Here is a 22,516-nt window from a genome sequence, read left to right as displayed (position 1 = left end):
GGCGCCCCGCCCCGGACAAGCCCGGTCGAATCCATCCTGACACACGGGCCGGTCGCGGATCAGTGTGCCCTGGATCGGCGGACCGAATCAGTGGAGCCGGATCAGCGGAGCCGGGTCAGCGGACCCTGGTCAACGGGGCCCGGTCAGCGGGGCCCGGTCAACGGGGCCCGGTCACGCCCGTGAGGTACGCGGAGACGACGACGTTCGCCGTGTAGGCGCCCGAGGCGCGGTCGAAGGTGCCGCCGCAGGTGATCATCCGCAGCTCGGCGCGGCCCGGGCGCCGCTGCCCGTACACCTTCCCGGGGTCGAACTCGTCGCGGGCGACGACCTGCACGTCCTCGATGGTGAACTCGGCGACCGAGCCGTCGGTCCGGGTCACCCGGACCCGTTCGCCGGGGCGGGCCGAGCTCAGCCCGTAGAAGACGGCCGGTTCGGTCTCCGTGTCGACATGGCCGGTGAAGAGGGCCGCTCCGTCCGTGCCGGGCTCGCTGCCGGCGCCGAACCAGCCGACGGTCCGCGGAGTCTCGTACGGCGGCGGGTCTATCGCGCCGCTGCTGTCGAGGCCCCGCGCCACGACCGGGGCGGCGATGCCCAGCGACTCCACCTCCAGCCGGGTCGGCCCGGCCGGCTCCAGCGGCGGGTGCGCGGGCGGCAGCGGTACACCGAGGGGGCGGCCGACGGCGGCCACGTCGCCGGTGGTGGGGGCGGACAGGCCACCGGGGCCGTCGGCTATGCCCTTGCCCCAGAGCCACAGGCCGAGGAGGAGCAGGGCCCAGGCCACGCCGGTGAGCAGCCGCCCGGAACCCGCCGGGCGGTCCGGGGTCGACGCCATGGCCGTCAGTCCGCGCCCGGGCCCGTACCCACGCCGGTACGCCGGCGGCGGCGCAGGCGGGCGCTGCGGAACGCCACGGCGACGGCCGCCGCGCCCGCGAGGACGAGGCCGATCACGGTGTGCGGGGTGCCGGGCCCGCCCTCGCCGGCGTCGGCTCCGGTGACGGCGTCGGCGACGCTCGGGGCCTGGGCGGGGTCGGCGGCGAGCGCGGCCGCGCCACCGCCCCCGGCCCGTACGGGCGCGGTGGGGCTGGCCGGCGCCGGGAGCATGACGTGGACGGTGCCGACGGCGTGGTGGTCGCGGCCGTCACAGTGCACGGTGACGTCGTACGTACCAGGGGAGATCTGGGGCTTGACCGCGGTGGCGCCGCGCAGGGGCGCGCCCTTGCCGTCGGGGGCGGAGAGCGGCGCGTCGGTGAGGAACGCCTTGGACCTGGCGTGGCCGTGGTCGCGCTTGCAGCCGGTGACGCGGACCTCGACGTCGGCGCCGGGGGCGGCGATGGCCGGGAGGACCAGGGCCGTCACCTTGTGGTGTCCGCCCGGTTCCTCCTCCCCCGCGTGCGCGAGGCCGGCGGCCGGTGCGAGCACCAGCACGGGCGCCAGTACGGTGGCCGCCCCTGCGGCACGGAGAGCAAGCAATCCTGAACGCATCGTGAACCTCCTGGTACTCGAAGATTCACTCCTGTTGGGACTTTTCGCATCTCCAGGGGACTGCGAGGGGCGGCCATTCGGCGCAATCACCGCTCTGACCTGCGGTGACGCGGGCGGATCCGGTCAGATGCGCTCGACCAGATCGGCGATCGAGTCGACGACGGAGGACGGCCGGAAGGGGTAGCGGTCGACGTCGGCCGGGGTGGTCAGGCCGGTCAGCACCAGGAACGTCTCCATGCCCGCCTCCAGACCGGCCAGCACGTCCGTGTCCATGCGGTCGCCGATCATGGCGCTGGTCTCGGAGTGCGCGCCGATGGCGTTGAGCCCGGTCCGCATCATCAGCGGGTTCGGCTTGCCCGCGAAGTACGGGTCCTTGCCGGTCGCCTTGGTGATGAGCGCCGCGACCGCCCCGGTGGCGGGCAGCGGGCCCTCTGCGGAGGGGCCGGTCTCGTCGGGGTTGGTGCAGATGAAGCGGGCGCCGCCGTTGATGAGCCGGATCGCCTTGGTGAGGGCCTCGAAGCTGTACGTGCGGGTCTCGCCGAGGACGACGTAGTCCGGGTCGTGGTCGGTGAGGATGTACCCGATGTCGTGCAGCGCGGTGGTGAGCCCCGCCTCGCCGATGACGTACGCCGTGCCGCCCGGCCGCTGGTCGTCGAGGAACTGGGCGGTGGCGAGGGCCGAGGTCCAGATGTTCTCCACGGGCACGTCCAGGCCCATGCGGAAGAGCCGGGCGTGCAGGTCGCGGGCGGTGTAGATGGAGTTGTTGGTGAGGACCAGGAAGGGCCTGTCGGTGTCCCGCAGCTTCTTGATGAACGCGTCGGCGCCGGGGATGGGGACGCCCTCGTGAATGAGGACGCCGTCCATGTCGGTGAGCCAGGATTCGATCGGCTTGCGCTCTGCCATGGTTGCGGGACTCCTGCCGTGCAAGTCGTGCGTGGGTGCTGGGGGGCGCCGCGACGGCACTGTGGCGACGCCCTCAGCGTAGGCCCTACCCGGCCGGATCAGGATGAGGTGATCTTCACCCCGTCGATCGTCCAGTACCAGTTGTTGGAGCCGGTGTAACGGAAACGGAAGCTGACGCTGGACGCGCCCGAGGGGACGGCGACGGTGAGGGACTGGGGCTGGGAGATCACGTCGGAGGTGTAGCTCTTCACGAGGGTCGGCGTCCCGCCGTTGAAGGAGGCCAGCACCTCGGCGCTCTGGCCGCCCTCCTGGCGGTAGAGCGTGGTGAAGTCCAGGGTGACCTTCGTCTTGCCGCCGACGCCGTACGCGGGGGTGACCAGCGTCGAGTCGTACGTACCGGAGAAGGTCTTGTCGGCCCACTCGTCGGAGTCGGCGACCGCGAAGACGCCCCGGGCCCGGATGTTGAGCTCGCGCTGCTGGTCGCGCTGCGTCCGGGACCAGAACTCGTCCGTCGCGAAGGACCAACCGCGCCACTCGGTCACGCCGCCGGTGCCCATGGCGTTGTTGATGACCGACCAGCCGCTGGGCGGGGTGTGCGTGAAGCCGAGGACCCCGGCGGGGATGCCGGTCTCGTCGACGCGCTGCGTCAGGGCGGACTGGAGGGTGTCGAAGGGGTCGGTGGAGCGCTGCTGGATCGGCTTGCCGTCCAGGCCCCACGCCGGGTCGGGGACGATGCCGAGCTGGTGGAAGACGGTGGCGGCGACGTCCACGAGCCGGGTGTCGAGCGGGCGGGCGCCGGCCGCGATGCCGGGGCCGGTGGCGAGGACGAAGGTGCGCCGCTCCTCGATGGAGCTGCCGCCGTGGCCGCCCGCGTCGACATGGCCGTGGTCGGTGGTGACGATGACGGTCCAGCGCTCGGAGGCGTACGTGGGGCGGGCCTTGATGGCGGCGAGCATCCGCCCGAGCTGGGCGTCCTGGACGGCGATGGCGTCGAGGTACTTCTGGCCGGTGCCGCTGCCGTGCGCGACGGCGTCGGTGTTGCCGAGGTAGACGAACAGGACGTCGGGGTTCTGGTCGCGGAGGACCGCCTCCGTCTCGGCGGTGATGGTGGCGTCGTGGGCGACGTAGCCGTCGCGGTCGCCGTCGAGGACCAGCTTGGCGTCGGCGCCGGGCGTGACGGTGCCCTGGGTGTCCAGCGCCTTCCAGTCGACGGCGGCGTACGTGGAGAGGGCGGGCCGCACCTGGGCGAGGCGGGCGAGGAAGCCGGGGTACCGCCCGTAGTTCTTGCCGGTGAAGGTGTTGTCCTTGACGCCGTGCTTGTCGGGCCAGACGCCGGTGGAGATCGTCGACCAGCCCGGCCCTGAGGAGGTGGCGGCCATGGGGTTCGCGTACAGCAGCGACAGGCCGTAGGTGCCGTTCGCCATCATCGCCTTCAGGTGCGGGGCGTTGGCGGCCTCGATCCTGTCGTGCCGCAGCCCGTCCATGCCGACGACGAGGACCTTGTCCTGGCTGGTGCCGTTCGGGAGCGTCGGCGCGGCGGCGGCCGGGGCGGCGGCGACGGCAGCGGTAGCGGCTCCGGCCGCCGCTGCGGCGAGCACGGTACGGCGGGACATGCCGGTCTGGGGCATCGAGGAACCTCCATGGGGGGTGCGGGGGCATGCCAACACCCCTGGTGTGCCAGGGGTGTTGGTCCGTACCCGTTATCCTTCCGCGACCCTCTCGCGGGGCACCAGATACGTGCGGTGAACGGTTGGCTCCGGCTTAGCCGCCCGTCGCCGCCTTCCACGCGTCGACGTACGTCTTCAGGTTCTCGTCGATGTCCGCCCCGTCCGGCTCGAAGACGTCGACGCCCTCCATCAGCCGGGCGAGTGCGACGGCGTTGGCGTCGGTGGGCCTCACGTCCGTACGGGCCGGGAAGCCGCCGCCGACAGCGCTGACCTGGCGCTGCGCCCGCTCGCCGAGCATGAAGTCCAGGAGCTCATCGGTATAGCTGGCGAGCGCCGGCGGCTGCTCCAGCTTGGGCCCGGCGACGACGGTGCCGCGCCCCTGGCGGCGCAGCCGCCCTTCGAGCAGCAGTTCGCGCAGGGCCTGCCGTACGGTCTCGCGGGAGACCTCGTACCGCACGGCCAGATCGCGCTCGGTGGGCAGGGTGCCGCCTTCGCCGAGGTCGTCGAGGAGGGCGGAGATGCGGGCCTTGACCGCGTAGTACTTGGGGACGCGCCCGTGCTCCGGGATGCCGGAGCGGACGGGTGCGCCAGGGGAGGCCTGGCCGTTCGGGTAGTCCACGGCGGGATGGTCCGCAGACGTACGTGAACGTCAGGAGCGGCCTGCCCCTCGGCGCCCGGCCCCTCGGCGGCCGCCGCCACGGCGCCCGACCCCTCGGTGCCCGCCGTCACGGCGCCCGACCCCTCGGTGCCCGACCCACCACCGTGCCCCGGTACCGAGGAGGAGCGCGAGGGCGGTGGCCCCGGCCAGGAGGAACGTGTCGTGGCCGGTCTTCGACAGCTCGTCGGCCACCCCGGGCTCCGCCGCCTCGCCGGTCGGCGGCGGCCCGGTGGGCTCGGCCGTGGCCTCGCCGGCCGGGCGCTCCTCCCCGCGGACGGCGAAGCGGTAGTCGCCGGACTCCCCGACCCAGTCGCCGTCGTCGCCGCGGCGCTGCACGATCGCGGCGTTGGCGGTGACCTCGTCGGGGCGGGCGGCGGAGGTGAAGGCGAGCCGTACGGGGACGGTGAGGGTCCGGCCGGGCGGCACGGTGTAGCCGGGGAAGCCGTTGTCGAGGACGCCGACGAGTTCGTTGTGGTCGGTCTTCTCGATGGTCACGGGGTGCGGACGGCCGCCCTCCGCGGGGCCTCGCTCGTCCTCGTAGAACTCCAGCTGGATCTGCGAGGGCTGGAGGGTCTGGGCGCGGTCGGTGAAGACGATGACGGGGTGGATGTTGCCGCAGGTGCGGGCGGTGGTGTTGGTCAGCTCGACGCGCCAGGTCCGGAAGCCGCCGCCGGCCTCGTACGTGGTGGGCCCGTCCTTGATCCGCGTACCGATCGGGAAGGCGGTGTCGGCGGCGTCCCCGCAGGTCGGCTGGCGCTCCGGCACGGCGATGGTGTCGGCACCGCCGGAGGTGTCGGCGCCGCCCCCGGCGACGGGCGGGGGCGTGGGTGCGGGCGCGGGCATGGTCGCGGTCGCGGTCGATGCGGCCAGCGCGGTGCCCGCGACGACGGAGGGGACGGCGAGCAGGGCAACCGTGGCTCCGGTGGCGAGGGCGTGACGCAGTCGCATGGGGGCACCTTCGGCGGGGCGCGGAAAGTCGTGCCCCGAGAACCTGCCACGCATCGCCGCCACCGCACCGGCCGGGGCGGGGTGGCCCGCCGTACGGGGGCACGTATGCGCCCGATCAGCGGAGCGGGGGTGGGGGCGCGTGCGGCAGAGCCGGGGCCCGGCGGGGTGGGCGGAGGCGAGTGCTCCGCGAGCCCGGCCACGCCGGGTCCACGTGGGCCCACGCCCCGACCCGGGACCGGCGAGCCCGGCCCCTCGCCGACGTACCCGCCCGACGGCCCGGCGGCCGGGGTCCCGGGGGTCCGGGGGCCCGGGGGTCCGGGGGCCCGGGGGTCCGGGGGTCCGGGGCTCGCGACCCGGCACAGCCGGGGCCCAGCCCCTGCCCCGCTCAGAGGCCGAACAGCGGCGCCAGCGCCAGCAGTGCCGCGCCCTGGGCGACCTGGTGGTCGCCGGTAGCGGTACCGGCATCACCCCCACCACCGGCACCACCGGCACCACCGGCACCGGGCTTCGCGTCCGTGAGGCTCACCGGGACCGGCCGCACGCCGCCCTCGCGGCGCGCGCGCTCCTCCAGGACCGCGCCGACTCCTCGCACGAAGGGCTCCGGCGCCGCCGCGACGACGCGCCCGCCCAGCAGGACGCGGTCGATGTCCAGGAGGCCGACGAGGTTGGCGGCGCCGACGCCCAGCACGCGCGCGGCCTCCGCCAGGTCGCCGCGCGACACCGCCGCGAGGCACAGCGCCTCCAGGCAGCCGCGCGCGCCGCACCCGCACGGCGGGCCGTCGAGCTGCACGGTCTGGTGCCCGAACTCGCCCGCGCCGGTCCGGGCGCCCCGGTGGAGCGTGCCGCCGAGGACGAGCCCGGCGCCCAGTCCCGTACCGAGGTGGAGGTACGCGAACGACTCCCCGCCCCGCCCCCGCGCGGCGATACGGAAGGCGGCGGCGTTCGTGTCCTTGTCGAGGACCACGGGGAGCCCGAGGCGTTCGGCGAGCGCGTCGCGCAGCGGGAACCCGTCCCATTCGGGGAACCCGGTCACGCGGTGCGGTACGCCGGCGGCGTGGTCGAGCGGCCCCGGCATGGCGACCCCGGCGCCGAGGACGGTCGCGTCGAGGAGGCCCGCCGCCTCCCGCGCCGCCACCCCGAGGACGGCCTCCGTACCCGCGCCGAGGTCCAGCGGAACGCCGCGCGCCGCGACGACCGCCCCGGCGAGGTCGACGCGGACGACCGTGAGCTCGTCGCGGTCGAGGTGGAGCCCGAGGGCGTGGGCGGCCCCGGGCACCAGGCGCAGCACGGTGCGGGGCTTGCCGCCCGTGGAGGCGCGGCGCCCCGCGTCGACGGCGAGGCCCTCGTCCCGCAGCCGGGCGATGATCTTGCTGATGGCCTGCGGGGTGAGCCCGGTGCGCTCGGCGAGCTCCAGCCGGCTGACGCCGTCCTCGCCCGCCTGCCGCAGCAGGTTGAGCAGCAGGGCAGTGTTGTGGCTGCGCAGAGCGTTGATGTTCACGGTCCCATTGTCCGGCCCGCTTGCACTTTGGCAACAGCGTTGCTTAAGTGGGCCGCATGACTGGAACGCCTGGAACGCCTGGAACGCTGCGCGTCGGACTCGTCGGCTACGGCCTCGCGGGCTCCGTCTTCCACGCCCCGCTGATCGCCGCGACCGAGGGCCTGGTACTGGACACGGTCGTCACGTCGAACGCGGAGCGCCAGGAGCAGGCGCGCGCCGCGTTCCCGGGGGTCCGGGTCGCGGCGTCCACGGAGGAGCTGTGGGACCGGGCGGGCGAGCTGGACCTGATCGTGATCGCCTCCCCCAACAAGACGCACGTCCCGGTCGCGACCGCCGCCCTCGAGGCCGGCCTGCCGGTCGTCGTCGACAAGCCGGTCGCGGGCACGGCGGCGGAGGCGCGGGGCCTCGCGGCCCTCGCCGAGGAGCGCGGCCTGCTCCTCTCCGTGTTCCAGAACCGCCGCTGGGACAACGACTTCCTCACGCTCCGCTCGCTCGTCGAGCGCGGCGAGCTCGGCGACGTACAGCGCTTCGAGTCCCGGTTCGAACGGTGGCGGCCGCAGTTGAAGGGCGGCTGGCGGGAGTCGGGGGCGCCGGAGGAGTTCGGCGGGCTGCTGTACGACCTGGGCAGCCATGTCGTGGACCAGGCGCTGGTGCTGTTCGGCCCCGCCACGCGGGTGTACGCCGAGTCGGACGTCCGGCGGGCGGGCGCCGAGGCGGACGACGACACCTTCATCGCGCTGACGCACGCGAACGGCGTCCGCTCCCACCTGTACGTCAGCGCCACCGCCGCCCAGCTCGGCCCGCGCTTCCGGGTGCTCGGCTCGCGCGCCGGGTACGTCAAGTACGGCCTGGACCCGCAGGAGGCGGCCCTGCGCGAGGGCCTGCTGCCGGGCACGAGCCCGGACTGGGGCACGGAGCCGGAGGCGCTGTGGGGCCGCCTGGGTGCCGGGGAGTCGCCGGTGACGGGCGGCGGCACGCCGGTCCCGTCGCTGCCGGGCGACTACCCGGCGTACTACGCGGCCATCGCCGCCGCCCTGCGCGACGGCACGCCCCCGCCGGTGACGGCCCACGAGGCGGCGGCCGCGCTGGACGTCCTGGAGGCGGCGCGCCGCTCGGCCCGCGACGGCGTGGCGGTGACGCTGTGACCGCGCCCTCCCCCGCCCCCACCACGGCTCCCACCATTGAGGAGCTCGAAGCCCAGCAGGCCCGCCTGACGCTCCCCCACTTCACGTACGAGGACGCGTGGCGGCTGGGCACGCTGCTGGTCGACCTGGCCCGCGAACGCCGGGCCCCGGTCGCGATCGACATCCACCGCGGCCCGCAGCAGCTGTTCCACTGCGCGCTGCCCGGCTCCAGCGCCGACAACGACGCCTGGATCGACCGCAAACGCCGCGTCGTCGAGCGCTACGCCGAGAGCTCCCTCCTCGTCGGCACCCGCTTCCACGCCAAGGGCAAGTCCTTCGACACCGACTCCCGCCTGGACCCCGACTCCTACGCGGCCCACGGCGGCTCCTTCCCGCTCACGGTCACCGGCGTCGCGGGCGTCATCGGCACGGTGACGGTCTCGGGCCTGCCACAACTGGAGGACCACGCCCTGGTGGTCGAGGCGCTGGAGCGGTTCGTCGCGGGGCTGTGACGGCTGCCCCGGGTTCCGGACCAGGGGAGGCGGCGTCTCACCGGGTGCCCTGACGCGAGCGGGTGAGGTCCGCCGCGAGGCCACCGCGAGGACTCCTGAGGCGGTACTTGTACGTCCGCATCGCTTCACCCATTCGGAGCAATCCAACCGCGCGGCATCACCCGACCGGCCCTACGGTCGAGAAGGCGTGCAAACCGATCACCCTCGCCGAAGCGCGCCGGAAGGAGGCAGTCATGCGCTCCATGAGAGCAGCCGCCGTCGCCCTCGCGGGAGGCGCCACCCTGCTGGCCCTGACGGCCGCCCCGTCGTCGGCAGCGGCCCCGGCCGTTGATCCCGGCGCCGCCACCAAGGCGGTGGACTGCGGTACCGGCTGGAACGGCCTCTCCGTCGTCGCGGTGACCACGAAGGGCAGCTCCGCCTGCGGCACCGCGCACCGCGTGGCCAACGCGTACGGCGACGCCGTCCAGGCCAAGCACCACGGTGGCAAGGGGCGCAAGGTCGTCGTGGTCCACGTGGACGACGCTCGCTGGAAGTGCCGCGAGCGCCAGGGCGACCCGAACCCGTACACGGAATGCGTCAACCTCAAGGACCGCGCCGAGAAGGTGCAACTGGTGTCCTGACCGGTCGTCGACGAGCGGCGGGCCGCCCCCGCACAGGGGCGACCCGCCGCATCAAGCCGTCAGGGTGCTGCGCGTCGCGCGCTCACGCGTCCTTGAGCTCCTGGCGCTGCCGCCCGAGCCCCTCGACCTCCAGCTCCACCACGTCGCCGGCGCGCAGGTACGGCTTCGGCTCCGGCTGGCCCATCGCCACGCCCGCCGGCGTACCGGTGTTGATGACGTCACCGGGGTAGAGGGTCATGAACTGGCTGACGTAGCGCACCACCTCACCGACCGGGAAGATCTGGTTGGCGGTGGTGCCGTCCTGCTTGAGCTCGCCGTTGACCCACAGTTTCAGCGACAGCGCCTGCGGGTCCGGCACCTCGTCCGCCGTCACGAGCCAGGGGCCGAGCGGGTTGAAGGTCTCGCAGTTCTTGCCCTTGTCCCAGGTGCCGCCGCGCTCGATCTGGAACTCGCGCTCCGAGACGTCGTGCGCGACCGCGTACCCGGCCACGTGCGCGAGCGCCGCCTCCGCGGACTCCACGTAGCGGGCCGTACGGCCGATGACGACCGCGAGCTCGACCTCCCAGTCGGTCTTGCGGCTGCCGCGCGGTACGAGCACGGTGTCGTCCGGTCCGACGACCGTGTCGGCCGCCTTGAGGAAGACCACCGGCTCGGCGGGCGTCGCCTGGCCGGTCTCGGCGGCGTGGTCGTGGTAGTTCAGCCCGATGCACACAACCTTGCCGATCCGCGCGACCGGCGGCCCGATCCGCAGCCCGGTCGCGTCGAGCGCGGGCAGCACACCGGCGCCGACGGCGGCACGGATCCGGTCGAGGGCGGAGGCGTCGGAGAGCAGGTTCCCGTCGATGTCCGACACGAGCGCGGACAGGTCGCGGAGGGTCCCCTCCTGGTCCAGCAGCGCAGGGCGTTCGGCGCCCGCCGTACCGACGCGCAGCAGCTTCATGGTCTTCTCCCTGTGGTCGAGGTGGGCCCCGGCCGATGGGGTGCGGCCATCGGAGGATTGGTCGATCCTCCAATACCGCAGGTCACCCCGCAAGACCTCGTTCACACAGTGGACCTTTACGCGCGAGTAACCGCAGGGGTCGGCGCACCTCTGCGAAAGAGGTACGCCCGCTCCGCCGCGCCCCACGCCGTGCTCGTGACGACGTACAGGCCGGCCGCCAGCGGCAGCACGGCGACGCTGATGAGCGTCCCGTACCCCAGGAGCGGCATCAGCCGGGTGACCGCCCCCGGCAGCTCCGCGCCGGCCGCCTCACCCATCACGCCCATCACACCCATCTCGCGCCGCGCCCGCCGGTACGTGTACGTGGCGAGCCCGGTCACGATCATGAACAGCGCCAGGTACACCAGCCCGGCCGGCCCGAAGAGCCCGCCGTCCGCCAGGGCGCCCGTCCAGCGCCCACCGAGGGGCGCGGCCAGCAGGGCGTGCCCGTCCATGCCGCCGCCGGTGAAGAGGTGGTACATCAGGAAGAACGCGGGCAGCTGCAGCAGGCTCGGCAGGAACCCGGCGAACGGCGACACCTGCTCCCCCACGTACAGGTCCATCACGGCCCGCTGCAGCCGCTCCGGGTTCCGCCCGTACTTCCTGCGCAGCTCGGCGACGCGCGGCGCGAGCCGCATCCGCGCCCGCTGCCCGCGCGCGGCGGCCCGCGACAGCGGGTGGAGGGCGAGCCGTACGGCCACGGTGAACAGGACGATCGCGGCGGCGGTGGCGGAACCGTGGAACAGCGGCTGGAGCAGCGCGGCGAGGCGCTCGACCAGCGAGGCGAAAGCGGACATGGTGAGGGAACCCTCCGAGGGTCTCGTCGTACCGGAATGAGGTGTTTTCGGCATGCCGGATTGACGACGGAACCGCGTGGAGAACGGTGAAAAGGGGAGCGGGAACCTCTACGCGGCCGTCGCGACGAGACGCCGGCCGGGCGCCCTGGGCCGTCGGCGGCCCGGCGCGTCGGGGTCACGCTGCCGCAGGAAGGCGGTGCGCTGCTCGCGGTCCCGGAGGGCGGTGCGTATGCGGGTCGGCGGCACGGCGGCCGCGCGGCGCGAGGCGACGACGGCGTACGTGACCAGCGCGGACCCGACGGCGACGAGCGCGGCGGCGACGGAGAACGCCCCGCCGTCGGCGAAGAGGAGGTACAGGACAGCGGTCAGGCCGCACATCACGGACACCCACACGGCAAGACGGCGCATGCGATCCCCCTCCCTTCACCGTCTCGAACGCACGCCCGTCCCGCATGGTTCCCGGCGCGGACGACGGGCTCGGACGGCGGGCGCGGGGGACGGGCCCCCGCCGCCCCCGTACAGCAGTACGGTGTCCCCCATGCGCCCCGATGACACGTCTGCCGACCACATCACCGAAGCCGAGCGCCTGCTGCGCACCGCGGCGCAGTACCCCGAAGACCGCGAACCGCTGCTGCTGCGGGCGGCCGCCCACCTGGAGCTGGCGGGAGCCCGCGCCCGCGCGACGACCCTCTACGACGACCTCCTCGCCGCCACCCCGCCGCCGGAGAACCCGCACCTGGTGAAGGCGCTCAAGGCGGCGAACCTGTGGGAGTACGGCCACGAGGCCGAGGCCCGGGCGATCCTCGACGGCCTGCGGGCGACGCCCCCGACCGACGCCGCCGCGTGGGAGATCGTCGCCGAGACGCTGGAGGCCCACGACGAACTGGAGGCCGCCGAAGCGACCTTCACCACGGCGGTCACCACCCTCCTGCCCTCCCCCGACGACGAGGTCCCGTACCCGGCGCAGTCCCTTCTCATGGGCCGCCACCGCGTCCGCCGCCTGCTCGCGCTGTCGCACGATGACTGGGACGTCCTGGCCGACCGCCTCCACCGGGGCGCGGTACCCCTGGACGAGCTCCACGACCCCAAGCGCCTCTGGTCCCTGGGCTCGGACGACCCGGCCGAGCTCCAGGCGGAGATCGAGCGCCTGCGCAGCGAGCTGGGCTCGTACCGCACGGCCCTCTCCCGCCCCTTCCCGGTGGCGGTCCTGCTCTGGCCGCCCAACGAACTGGCCGAGCTCCTCGCGGCCTACCCGGAGCTGGAGGCCGAGTACCCCACCCACGAGGCCCACCTCACCGACCTGGAGGCCTCCCTCCGCGAACTCGCGGCCGCCGGCACCCCGAACCTCGGCATCGTCCAGGGCACGGTCCCCTCGTACGAAGCCTTCGCCGCCTCCGAGGCCGCCTCCCCCGCCAACCCGGACCTGCTCCCCCAATACGCCACCACCCTCGCCGCCCGCGGCCACGCGACCCCCTGGCCCCCGGCCCGCACGTCCCCGTGCTGGTGCGGCTCGGGCACGGTGTACGGGGAGTGCCACGGGACGTTGGAGGTCTGACAACGGGCGCTGCCGCCGTTCGCCCACTTCTCCGCAGGAACTGGGTGCGGGTGGGCGTCCTGCCGCCCCCTTTGACCGGCACCGGCTGCGGAGTCGTGGGCTCCAGCAATGTCTTGAGGCCCATGGCGCCCGGTCCACCGTGGCAACCCAGGCTACGGCCGTCGCCTCGACCGCGACGACGACGGCGTCACCTGCTACAACGGCTGACCGCCACGACCCTGCGTGGACAGCTCCCGAGAAAGGCACAGACATGGCCGCACCAGCATGGTTGCCCGGATTGCTCGCATGGAAGGCCACGTCTAATAAGACAGTGCAGGATGTATGTGGAACCAATCTAGCACCAAACATATCTGATATAGCCAATAAGACCAGCATCCGCATCGCGAAGGCCGTGCTCGACGACCTCGGCGTCACCAGGCAGGTAACCGCAAGCTCCGCCGAAGCAAAGGAGGAAAGCCGAGGCACAGCTCTAGAAAATGCCGTGACAGCGGAACTCCTGACCAGACTTCCAAAGATTCGCCCGGAGATGCCATGGGCCGTCAAACGAGGCGAGGACGTTCGGAATTTCGAGCAGTACAAGCACCTCGCCGAACTTCGGGAGATACTCGCCAGCACCCCTAGTTTGAGGGTGACACTCGGCACCGATTATCAAATCGCCCCGGACGTCACTATTTCTCTCAACGCACCCGGTAACCCGCTGCATGCTGTCGTCTCCTGCAAATGGACCCTGCGCTCTGACCGCGCCCAGAATGTCCGGCACGAGTTCAACTTGCTCGTCCGGTCTCGCCGGGGCCGCGCACCCCACTTGGTTGCCGTCACTGCCGAACCACTCCCCAGTCGGCTTGCCTCCCTCACTCGCGGAACCGGAGAAATCGACACTGTCTATCATGTCGCCTTCGAGGAAACCCAGGCAGCGGTCCAGGAGCACGGCACCGTTCGGCACCGCAAGAACGAACCTTCTCAGCTGGAGCTATGGCAGGAGATGACGGAGCAGAACCGGCTCAGGGACTATAACCAGCTAGCCCTGGATTTGGTCAGGTATTAGCCTTCACGCGCCAACCGGAAAAGGGTCTTCCGACAACAGCGTCATGAAGTGCCGTACGTCCCCGGCGCCGCCGCTCAGCAAGGGGCGGAAGACCCTGCTGGCCGAGGCCGGCGGGCAGAGGTGGCCTTAAGCGCGACGAAGTGGTAGACACGCCGGAGACTGACGGGCATCTTCACAACTCTGGGGCGAACTGATGTCAGACCAGTGGCAGCCGCCTGCGGGATCGTGGGCATCCTCCGCAGCGCGGCGCCGCAACATGCAAGCGATCCGCAGCAGGGATACAAAACCTGAGCAACTCATCCGACGGCTCGTGCATGCCCAGGGACTGCGGTACAGGGTTGCAGCCAAACCCCTGCCCAACTTGCGCCGGACGGCTGACATGGTCTTCCGTCCAGCGAAGGTCGCCGTGTTCATCGATGGCTGTTACTGGCACGGCTGCCCTGAGCACTACGTCCCGCCGAAGACCAACCCTGGCTACTGGTCGGACAAGGTGGCTCGCAACATGGCCCGCGACCGCGACACGGATGAACGCCTCCGGGAGGCAGGCTGGCTTGTGCTCCGGTTCTGGGAGCACATGCCGGCCACCGAATGTGTAAGTGCGATCACTCGCGCCGTAAACGATCGGCGAAGCAAGGGCACTCAGAGCAGCGCGGGCAGAACTCCCTGAGAATTCCCCCACGTTGTGCCGTCAGGCTCAAGGTCCCCGGCCGGGGGATCGATCAGGTCACCCTTCCGCTCGAGCGCCTGCTTAATTGCTCGGCCGACAGCTTCCGCGACAGGCGGAGGGAAGGCGTTTCCTACCTGCCGGTAGCGAGCGGTTTTCCGGCCTGAGAACTTCCAGTTCTGACTGTCTGGGAACCCTTGGATGATGGCAGCCTGCTCGACAGTTAGCATGGGCCATTTTTTGTCTGCCGGGTTACCCAGGTCCCGGGCCAAGTCAGGCTCGCTTTCATCATTTGCGACACCCATGCCGTTAACCCCGAGTGCCGCCCAAGCCTTCTTCGCCCTTGTGGGGCCAAGATCCGCTCCGCCGTGTTTCTTGGAACCCCCTACCAGAGTGGGGGCTACGTCACCCTGGATAGCTTCGTCCCGCCAGAGATAGAACCACTCGGGACGCCCTGCCTCCACGAAACGGCGCTTCATAGTCTCTTCGAGGGCCTCCGCCACAGTACGCCGCCGACCATTAGGGGAAGGCCACGTAAATCCACGGTAATGATCCTTGTGGATGGCCACCAGGATGGCCCGCGGCCGCAACTGCGGAACCCCATAATCTGCGGCTTCCAGAAGTCGCCAACCGCAGATCACGTACTCAGATTCCCGCAATGCCTGCTTGATCTCCTCGCGGTATGTGAAGAACTTATCGCGAGGTCTGACCAAGCCCGCTACGTTCTCGATCATGACGGCGCGTGGCTTCAGCTCTTCGACCAGATCGAGCATCGCGGGAAACAGATCACGCTCATCATCACGCCCCAATTGTTTCCCCGCTACCGAAAACGGGGGGCATGGAACTCCACCCGCCAGGAGATCGAGTTCGCCTTTTTCGATCTGGCGCTCCATCCGGGCGTTAAATTTCACGAGATGTTCAGCAGGACGGAAATTCTTGACGTCCATGTGAAGGACATCGCACTCTTCCGCTGCACGCTCGCCCCAGCGCTTGTCCGTGAGGACGTTGAGCTCCAGCGTTGCGGCCGCATGTGCGTCGATCTCAACAAGCGCAAGGTGGCGGAAACCGGCGTTGTGCAGACCGACGGCCTGCCCTCCCGCGCCTGCGCAGATCTCAATTGAGGTCAGCGGCCGACCGCTGGAACCCATGAGGACCCTCCTGGTGATGCGACTACGCATTGCGATGAGTCAGCCACAGCCAACCGCGACTGACAGCAGATATGCAAGTGTCGCATCTGACCGGTGAGGAGAGCTCCACACCCACCGCACCGCGTAGATCAGCCCCTCATGAGCGCCTCCAGGTCACGCTCGAGCTCCTCGCGCACGGCAGCCGGCATTTGCCGGTACATGCCCCACGCCTTCTCGGCCGGGCTGAGCGGGCGGCAGTCGGCCTTGATCCACGCCAGGAGGTCACGCTTGCTCCGGAGCGGAAGCTCCTTCATCCGGTCCCAGATCTGTTCCTTGGTCATCTGCACGCCAGTGAGGTGTTTCACGGTCTCGTTACAGCGGGCGCACTCGGTGAGCAGATCCTCGGCGTTCGCGCCACTGCCAGACTTATGCGGGTTCACGTGGCCGAGGGTCAGACGCGCATGGCTTCCCGGCTCATCCGCATACTCCTCGCCAGCCGCGACTCCGCAGCGGCGGCACATGTGGCCGTCCCGCTCGTACACATACCGCCGGGTCTTGGCGCTGATCTGGCGCAAGCCTGCCGCTCGGTACTCGGCGTCCCAGACTGGCAGGCCGATCTTCTCCAGGAACAGCTGGTCCGGCTGAAGGCTTGGCTTGTCGCGGTACGTGTGGATCACCCAGCCGGCCGGGCGGAGGTCGCGCATGCGGCGGTCGACCTGTTCCGTACCCTTGATCGCCTCGCGGATCCGAGCCTTCGAAAAGGTGCCGCCCTCACCCACCTCATCGCGCAGCCACAACGCCACGCGGATACGAGCGCCTAGCGACTCGTTCTGCCAGTTCATGTCCTGGTCGGACACACCATCGCCAATCATCCATACGTTCGAGCTCTCGCCCCTTCGGGCGAACAGGGTAACTTGCCGCCACTTGCCGCGGCAAGTGGCGGCAAGCTCTCTCTGGTAACAGACCACCCCTGGATGGAGCGCTCTCGGATGCCACGCCAACAGGAATGCCGCGGCTCGACCGCCCCCACCTGCCTTGAGATGTGCGCGGGAGCGGGCGGGCAAGCACTCGGATTGGAGCAGGCGGGATTCCGGCACACGCTGCTCATCGAGATCGACGAGGACGCGTGCAGCACTCTGCGGAGGAATCGACCTGAATGGCATGTCCTTCAGGCCGATGTCCGTGAGGTCAACCCTGCGGTGCTGCTGGGCGATGAGCAGCAGGTCCCGGATCTGCTGGCTGCCGGCGTGCCGTGCCCTCCCTTCTCACTCGCCGGGAGGCAGCTAGGCGGCCATGACGAGCGTGATCTCTTTCCGTCCGTGCTTGCCATCGCTCAAGAGCTGCGGCCGAAAGCAGTGCTCATCGAGAACGTGAAGGGGCTGCTGCAAGAGAAGTTCCGCACCTACCGGACAGACATCCTCAAGCGTCTGAGTGAGTGCGGATACGCCGCTGAGTGGCGCCTGCTGCACTCTTGCGACTTCGGCGTAGCGCAGCTCCGCCCCCGGGCTGTGCTCGTCGCGCTGAGACCCGACGCCTTCGCCTGTTTCCGCTGGCCTGAGCCGACCACGCCGAACGGGACGTCTCCGCTAGTCGGCGATGTCCTGCGCGCGTCTATGGCAGCAGGCGGCTGGGAGCTCGCGGACTTCTGGGCCCGGCAGGCGCAGCGCATCGCACCCACGCTGTGCGGCGGCTCGAAGAAGCACGGTGGTCCTGACCTCGGGCCATCCCGCGCCCGACGCGCCTGGGCTGACATGGGAGTGAACGGCGCGGGCATCGCCGATGCACCGCCTGCCCCCGGAGACCCCCTGCCGGTCAAACTGACCATTGCCCAGATGGCACTGCTCCAGGGGTTTCCGCCGGAGTGGGTCTTCGAGGGACGCAAGACGTCGGCATACCGCCAGGTTGGCAACGCTTTTCCACCGCCCGTCGCGTCTGCCGTCGGAAGCAGGATTCTGGCGGCACTTGCTCAAGCCAGCCCGGCCTCCGTACTCCTCACCACCCCCCAGACCGGCAAAAAGGGCGACATCCCCTCTGGTAGCAGCCTGGCGCCGCTCGCCCGTACGAGTCCCCACGCCAGCGCATGAGCTGGTACGGCAAAGCGCGCGGAGTCCCAGTGCCCACGACTGCTCCGGTCGATTGGAGCAGCGGAGCTCAGCCAGTGCCGCGCGACAGTTGCTACGTTCAGAGCTTCTCCGTCGGCACCGATGAGTACCGCCGCCATGAGCCACTGGCTGTCCTGGCACATCACCTCGTATTCGTGACGGCTGAGATGAACCACCAGGCGGGTCGGGTCCGTGGTGGCCTTCACCTCGATGTGGACGGCCTCAGCACTCACCATGGCTTCGATGTCGTACCCATATGCGTCCGACAAGTCTGCTACGTGCTTGACGCCTTCCGCCCCCGCGCTCGTTAAAAGCCGGAGAACAGCGTGCTCGCCTGCGAGCCCGGTTTCCCGGCGTGCAGCGTCCGCCGCGGGAGCCCAGCGCACGCGCGTGATGCGAGAGGCAGCGGCCCAGTCCCGTAGCTCGTGTTCGGCAACCTCGACGACCGGCTGATCTCTGTGGGTGAGAAGACCTGTACGTCGCAGCCAGTCAAGACCCTCCGCGTACTGGACGGGTGTCAGGTCCGCGTAATCGGGATGGTGGGTGAACAGTGCTCGGGCGCGGGAGACCTCGGCCACGCGAAGCTGCTCCAGCCAGCGCAGCGCCGCGCGGCGGGTTCCCTCACCGGGAGCCATGCGCATCAAGGTGGTGCAGCAAGGCACGCACATCGGCCATGTCCATACCCGCGGCCAGAGATGGCTCCTCTTCCAAGTCAGCAAGTTGCTGTACAGAAGGATCGTCCAGAATCCGGCCCATGAATTCGAGCTTCTCCTCCAGCCGGAGAGCCACCACCTCATCGATGGTCCCCTCGGCAGCGAGTACCGTGACCCAGGTTTCGGTATCGGGCGCGAGGCCAAGGCGATGGATGCGGTCAAGGCTCTGGAGAAACCGACCCGCCATGAAATCCCGGTCTACATAGACGGCGTCATGACATACATGATGGAGGCTGATCCCTTCACCAAGCGTCGCCGGGTTGGAGAGGAGAACATGACAGTCGGGGTCCTCTCGGAACCTCCTTATCTGCTCTTCCCGGTCAGACGTCCCTCCGTGCACCACTGCCGGCTGGTAGGCAGCGAACAACCGCTCCATGGTGGTGAGGCTGCGCACGAACGTCGTCCAGACGAGCGTCTTCCGCCCCATCGCCGCGTTCTCGGCGACGATGCTGAGGGCCTCCTTGTACTTAGGCGAAAGTTCGTAGCTAGGCAGGTTCTGCATCAAGGAGTACAGGGAGTCCGTCTCTGGAATCGCCAGCGGCGGGACGCGGTAGTCGAGGGGGGCGTACCGGGTCTCCCCCTCCAAGAGCAGTGCCGGACTCGTGGCCGCCATGAGGAGCCGCAGCATGGCCTTGCCGAGCGCGTCGAAGTCGGAGCGCGCGGCCTCAGCTCGTGCGGTGTAGCGGCCGACCAGTGCGTCGTAAATTTCTCTGTGCAGAGGAGCCAGCTCTACCCGGCGAATGCGCGTCTCGAACGGGGGAAGACCCAGCTCCCCCTTGGTCGTCCGCGTGAACAGCGGGCGAAGCACACGGCTGGCGTACGCGAGGTCTCCGCCAGCAACGGCCTGCGTCACCACGCGCCGGCCATGGCCTGGCCAGACGAACGAGAGCAGGTTCTCCAGGTCTCGGGCACCGTTGGGCGCTGGTGTCCCGGTGAGAATCAGGCGCCGGCGGGACAACGGACCGAGAGCCATGCAGGCGCTGCCATAGATGCCTTGCGCCCCCAGCTTCATCCGGTGCGCCTCATCCAGAATGAGCATTGCCTGACCGGCCCTCAGCCATGTAGCCAACGCTGCCAGGGACTTGTCCAGGCGCTCATAGTTGACAATCAGAACCTCTGTCCCAGGGTGGGGGCTTTTCTCCATGACCCTGACGACGAGGGGCTCTTTGAAGCACACCCGGCTCTCGTACAGCCATGACTCATAAGCCGACTTGGGGCTGACGACCAGGAGGCGGCGCACCTCACCCTGAGCACGCATCGCCGCAAACAGAGCCAGGGCCACCCGCGTCTTTCCGGCTCCCGGCACGGAAAAGTTGGCACCATGCTGCATGGAAAGAAGCTGGGCGATATCTCGTCGCTGGAAATCAGTGAGATCAGCGCACCAGCCGGGGCCAAGCAGACCCACGACCTCGTCCGGGCCAACCGGGCCAGAGGCCTCCGCGCCACCTTCCAGGCGCCGACGGGCCATCTCAGCGTCATCAAGGACACCGCCCACCAATGTGGCCAGCTCCTCTTCCCAGTGGACCGATTCCGCTTGCTGCCAGCTGCCCAGCACTTCCAGGCCTGTCAGGAAGTCATCGAGCTCCACCTCGACGGAGAGCAGGGTGCGTTGTCCGGCAGCCGGAAAGCGAGCAGCCAGTTTGGCGAAGTCGCTTTCAAGCCCTTGTGCTGCGCGCAACACAGCCCTAGTACGCGTGACATCGAAGGAGATGGTCAGAGACGGGTCCCCAGCCGCGCTCACGCTCCCTCCTGCTGGACCGCTTCGAGGAGCCACGACACCCCGTCACCGGGGGCGCTGATGCTCCGGCGCGACTCATGAGCGAGTTTGCCAAGAGTGCTTCGGAGGTTGATGACGGCCTCATCGAACGCCTCTTCGTCAAGGCTGCGGGAGGCGCGGGCGAGGACGAGGTCCGTAATGCACTGTTCGATGTCCTGGCAGGCATCGGCGATCCGGTCCGGAGCTGCCTGCTTCCGCTTACGGATCCGGGCGTCCTTGCCCGCCGGCTCCAGCGCGTCCTCTAGAGCGTCACGCGCCGCTGCGTAGATCTGGGACGCGGTCAGGCCACGCTCTGAAAGGCTGCCATCCTCCGCGGTCTCGACCGCCTTTGCCCTCAGGACCATGTCGGTGAGGGCCTTCGCCTCCGCTACCTGCGGCGCGGCAGACGTGACTGACCGGTTGAGTCCCGGAATCGAAACAGACGACGGCGTGCTGGGCGTTGTCCTCAGTGACTGAGGAAGCCTCTGGTTCAGGTAGCGAGCCCTGAAGTCAGGCTCGATGAGACGGACGTCCGTCTTGGAGAAGTTGAGGACGATCGCGACGAGCCTCGATTCCTTGAGGAGCTCAGCGTTGTCCCTGCTGACGGCTGCTTCCTTTACGTACCGGCGGTGCAGCTCCCGCAGCTTCTCCTGCTGCTTCTCGAAGTCGAGCAGCCGGAGCTCGGCTTCGCCGTCCCTGGACCGCTCAATCAGGTCCTTGAGGCAGGCAAGGATCCACAAGTCCTGCTCACACGTGGCAACGCGGATATGAAAATCGCGTGCGATGTCTGCCAAAGGCTTGCCCAGCAGATGCTGCTCCTCGATCGCCAGGAGCCGGTTGATGTACGAGTAGTCCCGGCGGCGATCCGGGCGGAGCTGCAGTGACAGCTCGACGGCGTTGATGTCCTCCCATGTACACGACTCCGGCAGCACGCCGACCCGCATATGGGCGACACCAAGCTCCTTGAGCGCAGCCCGGCGCGTGTTGCCGTTGACGAGGATGCCGTCACGCGTGATGAGACCGGGCTCGTTCTGCTTGAACTCGCGCAGGCTCTCCTTCAGGGCATCGAAGTCAGGGTCACGCTTGGAGGGGTCCGCCGGCAGTGCCTGGAGCAGGTAGTGGAGATATTCCTGGCTTTCGGGGCGCCAAGCATCCTTGTCCAGCAGCAGGTCCCGCTGGGGGTCGTGACTGCGCTGGGCACGGACCCGGTGCGTACCAGGGTTGTAGTACAGGCAATCCACCGGCATGTCGATGACCTCGACACTCAGCGGCTGCGTGCGCCATTCAATTGTCAGGGTTTCGCGTACGCCACTGCCGCTGGTGGTCTCATGCAGCCGCTGCTCAACGAGTGTGCGGTTCTGCGCTGCCAGCGGCGGCCGGCCGAAGTCCTTGCTCACGAGGCATCCTCCTGGTCAAAACGTGTGAGTGTGTACCGCCCCGCGGAGGCCGGTGGCTGTGCCGGCCTCCGCGTACGGATAGAAGCTGCCGAAATCAGTCGGCGGGGGGTGCCAGCACCTTACGCACCTGCGCCCGCGACTCCTCGGGGAGCGTCCGGTAGTCGGCCCAGAGCCGCTCCACCGTGCTGAACTGCCGCTTGTCGTCCGCAACCCACTCCGCGAGCATCTTGCGTTCCAGGCTGCCCAGTGCGGCAATGCCGCTGAGTACCGCAGCCACGTCCGTGGGCTTACCGCGCCCACCAACGCGGCACCGGTTGCACTCGGATACGAGCTCGGTCTTCTCGCTTCCGTCCGGCTGCTTCACGATGCGGCGGGCGATGTCCAGCTGAGCCGACTCGTAGCTGCCGGCGTAGACCTCACCCGGCGCGATGCCGCACGAGCGGCAGAAGTGGCCGTCCCTGGCCAGCACCTCCCGGCGCTGGGTCTGAGTGATCGACGTAGTGGGCCGGGACCCCTTGCCCGGCTCCCAGACAGGCTCCCCCTGCCGCACGAACCGCTGTTCGTGCTGACCGAGGGAAGCATCCTCGCGGTTGGTGTCGATCTGCCAGCCGTGGTCCCGCAGGTCGCGCACCCGCCGATCAGCCTGGCTGATCCCCGGGAAGGCGTCCTTCACGTCCTCCTTGGTGAAGACATTCCCTTCCCCTACTACGGTCACGAGCCACAGCGCGGCGCGCTTCATCGTGCCGAGCTTTCCGTCCGTCCACGACGGCAGGTCCATCACGTTCCCCTTAAGCCAAGTACCGACAACCGCACACGGAGCAGTCGGAAATCTCTGCCCGGTGGCGCCGTTCAACGATTGCGTGGCGCTGGCCAGGAAATCCAGCCCTGGCGGGACATTCACGGTGCCGCGTAGTACGCGTCACCGCGTAGATCACAGCAGGCGAAACCCCTACCGGAGGGCCGGAAGCG

Annotated in this window: 22 protein-coding genes and 3 pseudogenes; 8 read left to right on the top strand and 17 right to left on the bottom strand. The window is 69.9% G+C overall.

Annotated features, from left to right (window positions below; all coding sequences use genetic code 11):
• Positions 1–157: 157 nt before the first annotated feature.
• The 8 genes and pseudogenes from AC07FJ_RS30240 to AC07FJ_RS30205 form a co-directional block, all read right to left on the bottom strand.
• Positions 158–832, bottom strand: a complete 675-nt coding sequence (locus AC07FJ_RS30240) for a class F sortase (RefSeq protein WP_479052397.1) — start codon at positions 830–832, stop codon at positions 158–160.
• Positions 833–837: 5 nt separating this feature from the next.
• Positions 838–1,482 carry a hypothetical protein gene (locus AC07FJ_RS30235; protein ID WP_479052396.1) on the bottom strand — a complete coding sequence of 215 codons (645 nt, stop codon included), beginning with the start codon at positions 1,480–1,482 and terminating at the stop codon, positions 838–840.
• Positions 1,483–1,605: 123 nt separating this feature from the next.
• A complete protein-coding gene (locus AC07FJ_RS30230; RefSeq protein WP_479052395.1) occupies positions 1,606–2,385 on the bottom strand; it encodes an HAD-IIA family hydrolase in 780 nt (259 codons plus the stop codon).
• Positions 2,386–2,483: 98 nt separating this feature from the next.
• Positions 2,484–4,013 carry an alkaline phosphatase family protein gene (locus AC07FJ_RS30225; protein WP_479052394.1) on the bottom strand — a complete coding sequence of 510 codons (1,530 nt, stop codon included), beginning with the start codon at positions 4,011–4,013 and terminating at the stop codon, positions 2,484–2,486.
• A gap of 133 nt (positions 4,014–4,146) precedes the next feature.
• Positions 4,147–4,365, bottom strand: a pseudogene (locus tag AC07FJ_RS30220) (2-aminoethylphosphonate ABC transporter substrate-binding protein); the annotation flags it as partial.
• Positions 4,366–4,671 (bottom strand): annotated as a pseudogene (locus AC07FJ_RS30215) (GntR family transcriptional regulator); the annotation flags it as partial.
• Between the two features lie 30 nt (positions 4,672–4,701).
• Positions 4,702–5,658, bottom strand: coding sequence for a hypothetical protein (locus AC07FJ_RS30210; protein ID WP_479052393.1), 957 nt, complete (start codon positions 5,656–5,658; stop codon positions 4,702–4,704).
• Between the two features lie 385 nt (positions 5,659–6,043).
• Positions 6,044–7,156: an ROK family transcriptional regulator gene (locus AC07FJ_RS30205; RefSeq protein WP_479052392.1), complete on the bottom strand. Its 1,113-nt coding sequence runs from the start codon at positions 7,154–7,156 to the stop codon at positions 6,044–6,046.
• Positions 7,157–7,212: 56 nt separating this feature from the next.
• On the opposite strand from AC07FJ_RS30205, the gene AC07FJ_RS30200 reads away from it, so the two are divergent.
• From AC07FJ_RS30200 to AC07FJ_RS30190, 3 genes are all read left to right on the top strand, one after another.
• Complete coding sequence (locus tag AC07FJ_RS30200; protein ID WP_479052391.1) at positions 7,213–8,301, top strand: Gfo/Idh/MocA family oxidoreductase; 1,089 nt, start codon at positions 7,213–7,215, stop codon at positions 8,299–8,301.
• On the top strand, positions 8,298–8,792 hold the full coding sequence (locus AC07FJ_RS30195; protein WP_479052390.1) for a heme-degrading domain-containing protein: 495 nt from the start codon (positions 8,298–8,300) through the stop codon (positions 8,790–8,792). The genes AC07FJ_RS30200 and AC07FJ_RS30195 overlap by 4 nt, the downstream gene beginning before the upstream one ends.
• 233 nt (positions 8,793–9,025) lie before the next feature.
• Entirely contained in the window at positions 9,026–9,412 is a 387-nt protein-coding gene (locus AC07FJ_RS30190; RefSeq protein ID WP_479052389.1) for a hypothetical protein, read from the top strand.
• 82 nt (positions 9,413–9,494) lie between these two features.
• On the opposite strand, the gene AC07FJ_RS30185 is transcribed toward AC07FJ_RS30190, so the two are convergent.
• The 3 genes from AC07FJ_RS30185 to AC07FJ_RS30175 all read right to left on the bottom strand — a co-directional run bounded on the left by AC07FJ_RS30185 (position 9,495) and on the right by AC07FJ_RS30175 (position 11,596).
• Complete coding sequence (locus tag AC07FJ_RS30185) at positions 9,495–10,352, bottom strand: fumarylacetoacetate hydrolase family protein (protein WP_479052388.1); 858 nt, start codon at positions 10,350–10,352, stop codon at positions 9,495–9,497.
• 116 nt (positions 10,353–10,468) lie between these two features.
• Positions 10,469–11,188: a YidC/Oxa1 family membrane protein insertase gene (locus AC07FJ_RS30180; protein ID WP_479052387.1), complete on the bottom strand. Its 720-nt coding sequence runs from the start codon at positions 11,186–11,188 to the stop codon at positions 10,469–10,471.
• 108 nt (positions 11,189–11,296) lie between these two features.
• Complete coding sequence (locus tag AC07FJ_RS30175; protein ID WP_361422868.1) at positions 11,297–11,596, bottom strand: DUF6412 domain-containing protein; 300 nt, start codon at positions 11,594–11,596, stop codon at positions 11,297–11,299.
• 130 nt (positions 11,597–11,726) lie between these two features.
• Here AC07FJ_RS30175 and AC07FJ_RS30170 point away from each other — a divergent pair, with 130 nt between their 5' ends.
• The 4 genes and pseudogenes from AC07FJ_RS30170 (at position 11,727) to AC07FJ_RS30155 (ending at position 14,455) form a co-directional block, all read left to right on the top strand.
• Complete coding sequence (locus tag AC07FJ_RS30170; RefSeq protein WP_479052386.1) at positions 11,727–12,743, top strand: SEC-C domain-containing protein; 1,017 nt, start codon at positions 11,727–11,729, stop codon at positions 12,741–12,743.
• 132 nt (positions 12,744–12,875) lie between these two features.
• Positions 12,876–12,950: pseudogene (locus tag AC07FJ_RS30165) on the top strand (excalibur calcium-binding domain-containing protein); the annotation flags it as partial.
• A gap of 43 nt (positions 12,951–12,993) precedes the next feature.
• Complete coding sequence (locus AC07FJ_RS30160) at positions 12,994–13,788, top strand: NgoMIV family type II restriction endonuclease (protein WP_479052385.1); 795 nt, start codon at positions 12,994–12,996, stop codon at positions 13,786–13,788.
• 193 nt (positions 13,789–13,981) lie between these two features.
• A complete protein-coding gene (locus AC07FJ_RS30155; RefSeq protein WP_479052384.1) occupies positions 13,982–14,455 on the top strand; it encodes a very short patch repair endonuclease in 474 nt (157 codons plus the stop codon).
• Here AC07FJ_RS30155 and AC07FJ_RS30150 read toward each other — a convergent pair.
• Both AC07FJ_RS30150 and AC07FJ_RS30145 read right to left on the bottom strand, forming a co-directional pair.
• Complete coding sequence (locus AC07FJ_RS30150) at positions 14,428–15,600, bottom strand: DNA cytosine methyltransferase (protein ID WP_479052383.1); 1,173 nt, start codon at positions 15,598–15,600, stop codon at positions 14,428–14,430. The genes AC07FJ_RS30155 and AC07FJ_RS30150 overlap by 28 nt on opposite strands.
• A gap of 128 nt (positions 15,601–15,728) precedes the next feature.
• The gene (locus AC07FJ_RS30145) at positions 15,729–16,436 is read right to left on the bottom strand and encodes an HNH endonuclease (RefSeq protein WP_479052382.1); all 708 of its coding nucleotides are present in this window, start codon (positions 16,434–16,436) and stop codon (positions 15,729–15,731) included.
• A gap of 132 nt (positions 16,437–16,568) precedes the next feature.
• Here AC07FJ_RS30145 and AC07FJ_RS30140 point away from each other — a divergent pair, with 132 nt between their 5' ends.
• Complete coding sequence (locus AC07FJ_RS30140) at positions 16,569–17,663, top strand: DNA cytosine methyltransferase (RefSeq protein WP_479052381.1); 1,095 nt, start codon at positions 16,569–16,571, stop codon at positions 17,661–17,663.
• Here the strand turns inward: AC07FJ_RS30140 and AC07FJ_RS30135 are convergent.
• The 4 genes from AC07FJ_RS30135 to AC07FJ_RS30120 form a co-directional block, all read right to left on the bottom strand.
• Positions 17,546–18,316, bottom strand: coding sequence for a protein NO VEIN domain-containing protein (locus AC07FJ_RS30135; RefSeq protein WP_479052380.1), 771 nt, complete (start codon positions 18,314–18,316; stop codon positions 17,546–17,548). The genes AC07FJ_RS30140 and AC07FJ_RS30135 overlap by 118 nt on opposite strands.
• Positions 18,303–20,135: a DEAD/DEAH box helicase gene (locus AC07FJ_RS30130; RefSeq protein WP_479052379.1), complete on the bottom strand. Its 1,833-nt coding sequence runs from the start codon at positions 20,133–20,135 to the stop codon at positions 18,303–18,305. The genes AC07FJ_RS30135 and AC07FJ_RS30130 overlap by 14 nt, the downstream gene beginning before the upstream one ends.
• Positions 20,132–21,547: a transcriptional regulator gene (locus AC07FJ_RS30125; protein WP_479052378.1), complete on the bottom strand. Its 1,416-nt coding sequence runs from the start codon at positions 21,545–21,547 to the stop codon at positions 20,132–20,134. Before AC07FJ_RS30125 ends, AC07FJ_RS30130 begins: the two co-directional genes overlap by 4 nt.
• Positions 21,548–21,641: 94 nt before the next feature.
• A complete protein-coding gene (locus tag AC07FJ_RS30120) occupies positions 21,642–22,325 on the bottom strand; it encodes a hypothetical protein (RefSeq protein ID WP_479052377.1) in 684 nt (227 codons plus the stop codon).
• Positions 22,326–22,516 lie beyond the last annotated feature (191 nt).

It is taken from the genome of Streptomyces sp. NPDC045998 (assembly GCF_056430285.1).
Note: the sequence above shows the minus strand (reverse complement) of the source record. Positions and strands in the feature narration are given on the sequence as shown.

Bases quoted from the DNA above. Each gene is read 5' to 3' on its own strand.
- AC07FJ_RS30175 (WP_361422868.1), bottom strand. From the start codon at position 11,596: ATGCGCCGTCTTGCCGTGTGGGTGTCCGTGATGTGCGGCCTGACCGCT.
- AC07FJ_RS30240 (WP_479052397.1), bottom strand. From the start codon at position 832: ATGGCGTCGACCCCGGACCGCCCGGCGGGTTCCGGGCGGCTGCTCACC.
- AC07FJ_RS30230 (WP_479052395.1), bottom strand. From the start codon at position 2,385: ATGGCAGAGCGCAAGCCGATCGAATCCTGGCTCACCGACATGGACGGC.
- AC07FJ_RS30190 (WP_479052389.1), top strand. From the start codon at position 9,026: ATGCGCTCCATGAGAGCAGCCGCCGTCGCCCTCGCGGGAGGCGCCACC.
- AC07FJ_RS30155 (WP_479052384.1), top strand. From the start codon at position 13,982: ATGTCAGACCAGTGGCAGCCGCCTGCGGGATCGTGGGCATCCTCCGCA.
- AC07FJ_RS30200 (WP_479052391.1), top strand. From the start codon at position 7,213: ATGACTGGAACGCCTGGAACGCCTGGAACGCTGCGCGTCGGACTCGTC.
- AC07FJ_RS30150 (WP_479052383.1), bottom strand. From the start codon at position 15,600: ATGGGTTCCAGCGGTCGGCCGCTGACCTCAATTGAGATCTGCGCAGGC.
- AC07FJ_RS30235 (WP_479052396.1), bottom strand. From the start codon at position 1,482: ATGCGTTCAGGATTGCTTGCTCTCCGTGCCGCAGGGGCGGCCACCGTA.
- AC07FJ_RS30185 (WP_479052388.1), bottom strand. From the start codon at position 10,352: ATGAAGCTGCTGCGCGTCGGTACGGCGGGCGCCGAACGCCCTGCGCTG.
- AC07FJ_RS30140 (WP_479052381.1), top strand. From the start codon at position 16,569: ATGCCACGCCAACAGGAATGCCGCGGCTCGACCGCCCCCACCTGCCTT.
- AC07FJ_RS30170 (WP_479052386.1), top strand. From the start codon at position 11,727: ATGCGCCCCGATGACACGTCTGCCGACCACATCACCGAAGCCGAGCGC.
- AC07FJ_RS30225 (WP_479052394.1), bottom strand. From the start codon at position 4,013: ATGCCCCAGACCGGCATGTCCCGCCGTACCGTGCTCGCCGCAGCGGCG.
- AC07FJ_RS30160 (WP_479052385.1), top strand. From the start codon at position 12,994: ATGGCCGCACCAGCATGGTTGCCCGGATTGCTCGCATGGAAGGCCACG.
- AC07FJ_RS30135 (WP_479052380.1), bottom strand. From the start codon at position 18,316: ATGGCTCCCGGTGAGGGAACCCGCCGCGCGGCGCTGCGCTGGCTGGAG.
- AC07FJ_RS30120 (WP_479052377.1), bottom strand. From the start codon at position 22,325: ATGGACCTGCCGTCGTGGACGGACGGAAAGCTCGGCACGATGAAGCGC.
- AC07FJ_RS30180 (WP_479052387.1), bottom strand. From the start codon at position 11,188: ATGTCCGCTTTCGCCTCGCTGGTCGAGCGCCTCGCCGCGCTGCTCCAG.
- AC07FJ_RS30210 (WP_479052393.1), bottom strand. From the start codon at position 5,658: ATGCGACTGCGTCACGCCCTCGCCACCGGAGCCACGGTTGCCCTGCTC.